General features: G+C 62.0%; 1 protein-coding gene and 5 pseudogenes. 3 read left to right on the top strand and 3 right to left on the bottom strand.

What is annotated here, in order from left to right; translation table 11 throughout:
* Positions 1-22: 22 nt before the first annotated feature.
* A pseudogene (locus EOA28_RS21405) lies at positions 23-274 on the bottom strand (IS66 family insertion sequence element accessory protein TnpB); the annotation flags it as partial.
* Positions 275-508: 234 nt separating this feature from the next.
* Positions 509-771: pseudogene (locus tag EOA28_RS21395) on the bottom strand (IS3 family transposase); the annotation flags it as partial.
* Between the two features lie 5 nt (positions 772-776).
* Between EOA28_RS21395 and EOA28_RS21390 the strand changes: the two are divergent.
* Positions 777-1,051, top strand: a pseudogene (locus EOA28_RS21390) (IS630 family transposase); the annotation flags it as partial.
* Positions 1,052-1,510: 459 nt separating this feature from the next.
* Positions 1,511-3,628: a S9 family peptidase gene (locus EOA28_RS21385; RefSeq protein WP_189342123.1), complete on the top strand. Its 2,118-nt coding sequence runs from the start codon at positions 1,511-1,513 to the stop codon at positions 3,626-3,628.
* Positions 3,629-4,346: 718 nt separating this feature from the next.
* Here EOA28_RS21385 and EOA28_RS21380 read toward each other — a convergent pair.
* A pseudogene (locus EOA28_RS21380) lies at positions 4,347-4,581 on the bottom strand (ATP-binding protein); the annotation flags it as partial.
* Between the two features lie 660 nt (positions 4,582-5,241).
* On the opposite strand from EOA28_RS21380, the pseudogene EOA28_RS40375 reads away from it, so the two are divergent.
* Positions 5,242-5,763: pseudogene (locus tag EOA28_RS40375) on the top strand (tyrosine-type recombinase/integrase); the annotation flags it as partial.
* Positions 5,764-6,245 lie beyond the last annotated feature (482 nt).

The raw sequence follows: 6,245 nt of genomic DNA, 5'->3' as shown, positions 1-6,245 counted from the left end.
AACACCTTCACGCCAGCCGGGATCATGCCTTGCGAACCGCCCGGATGATCCGCACCAGCTGCTCCTCATTGATATCGGCACCGGCGCGAATGACCACGCCACCCAGCTCGATCTCCACCGACGCAGACGCTGTCGGGGTGACCTCGACAAAGCCGAGCCGAGCCGTATCCCGCTGCGGCCTGACCGCACCGCTCTTGATCGCATTCCGCCGCCAGCCAAACAGCTGCGAACTCGCCAGTCCAGCCTGGCGCGCGATCGCCGACACGTTCGCACCGGCCTCAGAGACTCTTCAACCAGCCGTGCCGGCGCGCCACCGCCGACACCACCGCACCCGGCGTGAACGTCTCCTCCAGGATCCGCGCCCGCTGGCTCAAGTCTATGGTCAAGTCTGGAGACAAACGATCCTCCAAATCGGATCGTCAAGGGTGCCTCGTCACGCCGGCGCAAAGAAGGTGCGGTCAGGGCCCCGCTTAATGTAGTGCCACTCGACGCGATGGTCCTTCGATCAGGCCAGGATTGCGTTCGAGGTGAACTCCGTCCCGTGGTCAGACACGATCATGCCCGGCTGCGCGTCACGTCACCGACGATGTTCAGCACGCGGAAGCGCCGCCCGCAGGCGAACTGGTCATGGACGAAATCCAGCGACCAGCGTGCATTCGGCCGAGCCTCGACCAGGGTCGGGGCTCGTGTGCCGACCGCCCGGCGCGCACGACGCTTGCGCACGTTCAGCCCTTCCTTACGGTAGAGCCGATAGATACGGTTGATCCCCGACGGCTCTGGTATTCGACAATGCCTCACGCTACAAGACGCTGGTGCATGACTGGTTAACGAAGCGGCCGCGCTGGGATCTGCACTTCACCCCGACAAGCGCTTCTTGGCTAAACCTGGTGGAATGCTGGTTCTTGATCCGGACGCGGCGCTGTCTCCAACGGGGCACCTTTGCCAGCACCAACAGCCTGAAAGCTGCAATGCCTGGATCAAATCCGCCGACGAGATCCTCGTCAGCATTAAACGCCTCTGCCAACGCACTTTGACCTCGCACCACAGTTAGTCTTCCAGATATGTGCACCGGCCTGCCTTGCCACCGAGGTGAGCATTGATCATCTGGATTCTCGATAGCTGGGATCTTCATTCTATGCTTGTCAATTCAGAGATGACCTTGCAAGTCTAACCAGTGGCAAGGCAAGGGAGCTGCTGCGAGCTCCTAGGTATATGAGGCCATAGCCTGTGTTGCGGGCTAACCGGCGGTGAAATTGAGAGAGAATTGAAGAATAACTGAGAACCGTATGAATGCTTGCCATGCGCTTTGTCTCCGTCTGACAGCAGGCAATGTTGCGCGCCGCACGCGACACCGCCGAAAATCGGAAAGAGAAAGATGCTGGCGATCTCGCGCATGGATCGCTGAGCGGTTTGCCGCTAATTGTCTGGGAGGAAAGTTAATGCACAAACTAAGTTGTTCGCGGACTGCCGCAGGAAGCCTTGCTCTTGTTTTTCACGTGAGAGCCGTCTGATGGGAGATAAGCGCCTTCAGCCACCGCTTCTCCGTGCCGAGCCGCGGATCCGGGTCCTTCATGACGACGTCACGATTGACCGGTACAGATGGCTTTGCGACCGGGACAATCCCGATGTCCTCGCGTATCTGGCAGCCGAGAACAGCTACGCGGAGCAAGCGACAGCTCACCTGACAGGGCTCAAGGCGGAGCTCATCGCTGAGATCGAAGGGCGTCAGCTTTGCGAGGGCACGCCGCCACCATTCCAAGTTGGGCCTTTCGAGTACTTCCAAAGACACGAGCAGGACCTGTCTCACCCGGCGTGGTGGCGCCGGCCGGCGACCGGCGGCTCGGCCGAGCTTGTCTTCGACCCCAACGCGATTCCCGGGGCCGAGATCTTCTATTCGCTCGGTGTGTTCGAGCCGAGCGACGACGGGCGTTACGTAGCGTTTAGCTTCGATCTCATCGGTAACGAGCACTACGAGTTGAGAGTGCGGGACATGACCGACGGCCGCGAGGTCTGGCGCGGCTCGGGTCGCGCCAGGCAGGTTGTCTGGGCCGCCGATAATCACACGCTGCTTTTTACACGGGTGCGGGCTGACCGGCGGCAGTGCGATCAGATTGTCCGCTTGGACGTCGAGGCCTGCAGGTCTGAGGTGGTGTTCGAGGAGGCCAACGAGCGACTGGATTTGATGGTGCGGCGTTCTGATAGCGGCGCCTGGTTGTTCCTCGACTTACATGCTACCTTGGACGAGTCCTGTTGCGTTCAACGCGGCGCTGCAGAGGTGTGGTGTCTTCCCGCTGACGAGCCGGGAGGCAAGTGGCGCCGGATCGTGGGGCGTAAACTCGGGCACGAGGTCTTTGCCGAGCATTGGGGCGAGAGTTTTCTGTTTCGTGTGGACGACGCTGGACCGTACTGGCGGCTTGTCCGTGCGCCGATAGATGACCCGTCACCGGCGTGCTGGGAGGAGGTCATTCCACATCGAGCGGGCGTGATGCTCGATGAGATCCACGTGCTCGAAAACCACCTGGTTGTCCTGGAGCGAGAGGGCCTTCGTCCTCGCTTGGTCTCGCGGAACGGAAGCGGGCGGGTCGAAGCCACGATCGCTCCCGACGAGCCGAGTTGCAGCCTTACGGTCGGGCTATCGCCAGATGGTCACTATTCGGTCGCACGGCATCCGTTCCGAAGTTCGAAGTTGATCTACTCGGTTAGCTCATTCGGGACGCCCGATACCGTCGTCGAGCATGATCTCGCCAATGACCGATCGGCAGTCTTGTACCAGGCCCGTGTCGCGGGATATGACCCTACTCAATATATCGCGACAGTCGTCATGGCGGAGGCGGAAGACGGCGTTCAGGTCCCGATTTCGTTGGTCGCGCGGCGTGATCGAACGAGCCCGGGGCCGGTATTATTGAATGTATACGGCTGTTACGGAAAACCGAGATGGCCCTCGTTTTTCCCTTGGCCCTCATCCATGACCCAGCGTTTGAGCCTGCTCGATCGCGGAGTTGCTTTCGGCATCGCGCACGTACGAGGGGGCGGCGAGCTCGGACGTCCATGGCACGAGGCAGCTACCCGCGATCGAAAACGTATCACCCACACAGATCTGATTGCCGCTGCCGAGGGGCTCGTTGAGCAGGGGTTCGCCACCCGCGACGGTATTGTCATTGAGGGAAAGAGCGCTGGTGGGGGTACCGTGCTTGGCGCGGCCCTCTTACGTCCCGACTTGTTCCGCGCAGTGCTCGCTGAGGTTCCGCTTTCCGACATCATTGATACCGAAATGGATTTTACGATGCCGTGCGCACTAGTGGAAACGGTGGAGTACGGAGATCCCCACGTTGCCCACGAATATGAGTTCATGCGGAGCTACGACCCATACTACAACCTCAGCGCCGATCGCCCCTGCCCGCCGACGTATGTCGACGCCGCGCTCTACGACGGCGCGGTGCTCTATCACCAGCCCGCTCGCTATGTAGCGCAGCGTCGGTTTTGTGCAGCCGATCGCGACCCTGAGCTTGTCTTCCGCGTGCGGACTGTGGGCGGCCACAGCGGTGCCTCACATGGGGCTGGCATAGCCGACCAAGCGGCATTTCGCATGGCCTGGGCGCTCGACCAACTCCGACGGCCGAGCGGCTGAGCGGAGTAAGCAAGCGTCTGCCCCGGCTGATCAGATCGTCAGCTGCGCCGGCCAAGCCAAGCCCGGCGGCCGCACAATCCGCGTGTGATAACAAGGGTTCTCGCGGTCATTTCGCTGCACCCGGCGCGCGTTGCGGCGAGCGAAAGGCCGATCCTTATCCGAAGCCCAGCGCCGAGCTGCGCGTCAGCCGTCGGCGGAGGTCACGGCATCGGCCCGGCATGACGTTTGCCGCGGTCGGGCGATCAGATCGTAGCCTCCTGCCGCATACGGCGGCTTTTATCTCGCGCATGGGCGGACGCGGCAGGGGAGTGCCCGTCAGACGGTTTTTGGCCGGCAAATCGACCGACGCCCGCCAGTTCCGTCTCCTCCCATGCGCGCGATCGTTATTGCGAGCGGTTCGATGGACCGGACGATCTTCCGCGCGCCTAATCTTGACAGCGGACATCGAGCGCTGTTCTGCTCGTGGCTGCGGGCATGCAGACCACGCTTAACCATCAGCTCGAAGCGCAGCACCTTCAACCTATCCGCCATGCATTGTCGCCCGACGATAAGGCTCAAGCCGAATACCCCATCTCGGGTGGGTCGAGCCGATCCTCGTCACAGGAGCACGCTGATTCTGCCAATGACCGTGGAATCGGACCCCATGTTTTCGCGCAAAAGGGGGACCTCGGTGGGTGGTGAAGGGCACGGCGGTGAGCGCCCGATCAGGCGAAGCTGGTCAGGGTTGCACAGCCTGATCGGACGCGGGTGATTGGCTTTTCGGTTTTAGCTTTGAGAGCGGCTTTTTGAAGCGCCAGAATTCGTTTCCGGTCTCGATGATCTCGCAATGATGCGTAAGGCGATCGAGCAGCGCGGTGGTCATCTTCGCGTCGCCGGCGAAGACGCTCGGCCACTCGCCGAATGCCAGGTTAGTGGTGATGGTAATCGAGGTGCGTTCGTAGAGCGTCCTTCGCGGGACGATGAATGAGGTGAGTTCGCGAGGATTGCAGTACCGGTCGCATCACAACGATCAGGACCCATCCGATGTTGTTCCGCCTCATTCTTCTGATCCCATCAAGGCGACGGGCGACCGCCGATCCCGCAGAGAAGCAAGACCCTGCGAACGACCTCAGATGCCGGCGAAGCGGAAAGCTCGAAAAGCGCTTGGCTTCAACACGCCGAATAGAGAAGTAACCTTCGGACGGGCAGTGTAGGGCGAGCCACCTCACGAAAGAGGCGGACATACGGTCTTTACGCCTGACGGCCCATCCACGTTCAAGGCTCCTTTCGCGAAACTCCATCGCGGTAACCGGTATGGACTTCCCCGCAGCAATTGTTCACCTGGCGTCGGGCTGCTCGCCGGCCGATGGGGGAGGCAGCGATATCGGTATCCATGTTCGTGCCGGCGGTGGTGACGGCAGCGCCTCCGAAGCCTGCGGCGAAGCATCGGCCACAGCCAAGAAAGCGGGACCCGGCTCGAGACGCTGGTGTGATCGAGCTCGAGATCGACGGCGTCGTGATGCAATGGCCCGGTGCCCATGCCAAGACGGTCGAAGCAGTGATACGCGCTCTGAGGGCAATGTCGTGTCGGGGCCGACTGGTGCGGTCAAGGTCATGGTGGCGACACGGCGCTGGTGCGCAAGACGATCGAGGCCGATCCGTTCTTATGCCTCGGTGTGGCCCAACGCGCGCTGTCGATTCCCATTAAACGGTCGCACATCGGGGTAACGCACCACCTCACCAAGGCCGAAGTGGACACCCTCATCGCGGCGCCCGATCCGAAGACGCCCCGTGGTCGGCGCGACCGAGCCTTTCTGCTCTTCCTGGCACGGACCGGCGCCCGGGTCCCAGAAGCCAAAGGCGTCAACGCAAACGACCTTCAGTTGGAGGGCTCTCACCCGCAAGTGCTGCTGCGCGGCAAGGGGCGCAGAGACCGCGTCGTCCCCATTCCTAAGGACCTGGCGCGCGCGCTGACAACCTTGTTGAGTGAGCGCGGGATCGCCCATCACGAGCCGCGACCGATATTCGTCGGCGCCCGCAACGAGCGCCTGACTCGGTTCGGAGCCACCCATATCGTGCGACGTGCGGCCGCCGAGGCCGTGGCTATCAGGCCTGCCTTGGCCGACAAGCCCATATCGCCGCACATCTTCCGGCACTCCCTCGCCAGGAGGCTTCTCCAGTCCGGCGTGGACCTTTTAACGATCCAAGCCTGGCTGGCACGCACAGGTCGCCACAACCCACCGCTATGCCGCCGCGGATGTCGAGATGATGCGCAAAGGACTCGAGAAGGCGGGGGTCACCGACGATCCCGGCGTGCGTTTCCGACCGAACGACGCCGTTCTGCAACTGCTGAACTTCATTTGAATATTATGTGGCGGAGGCAAGCTGGGTTTGGCCGGCCGCGAAAGCGGTCAGGGCGGCTCCGCCACATAATCTCGCCCGACCCATAAGAACGGATCCGAGCCGGGATCGCGCTCCAGGGCCAGAAGGCCGTCGGGACCTTTTCTAAAATCGACGGGATGACTGGCGACCAACACCTTCACGCCAGCCGGGATCATGCCTTGCGAACCGCCCGGATGATCCGCACCAGCTGCTCCTCATTGATATCGGCACCGGCGCGAATGACCACGCCACCCAG

Source organism: Mesorhizobium sp. M2A.F.Ca.ET.067.02.1.1 (assembly GCF_004023285.1).
Classification (GTDB): domain Bacteria; phylum Pseudomonadota; class Alphaproteobacteria; order Rhizobiales; family Rhizobiaceae; genus Mesorhizobium.
Note: the sequence above shows the minus strand (reverse complement) of the source record. Positions and strands in the feature narration are given on the sequence as shown.

Coding starts and splice junctions, on each gene's coding strand:
- EOA28_RS21385 (WP_189342123.1), top strand. CDS start 1,511: ATGGGAGATAAGCGCCTTCAGCCACCGCTTCTCCGTGCCGAGCCGCGG.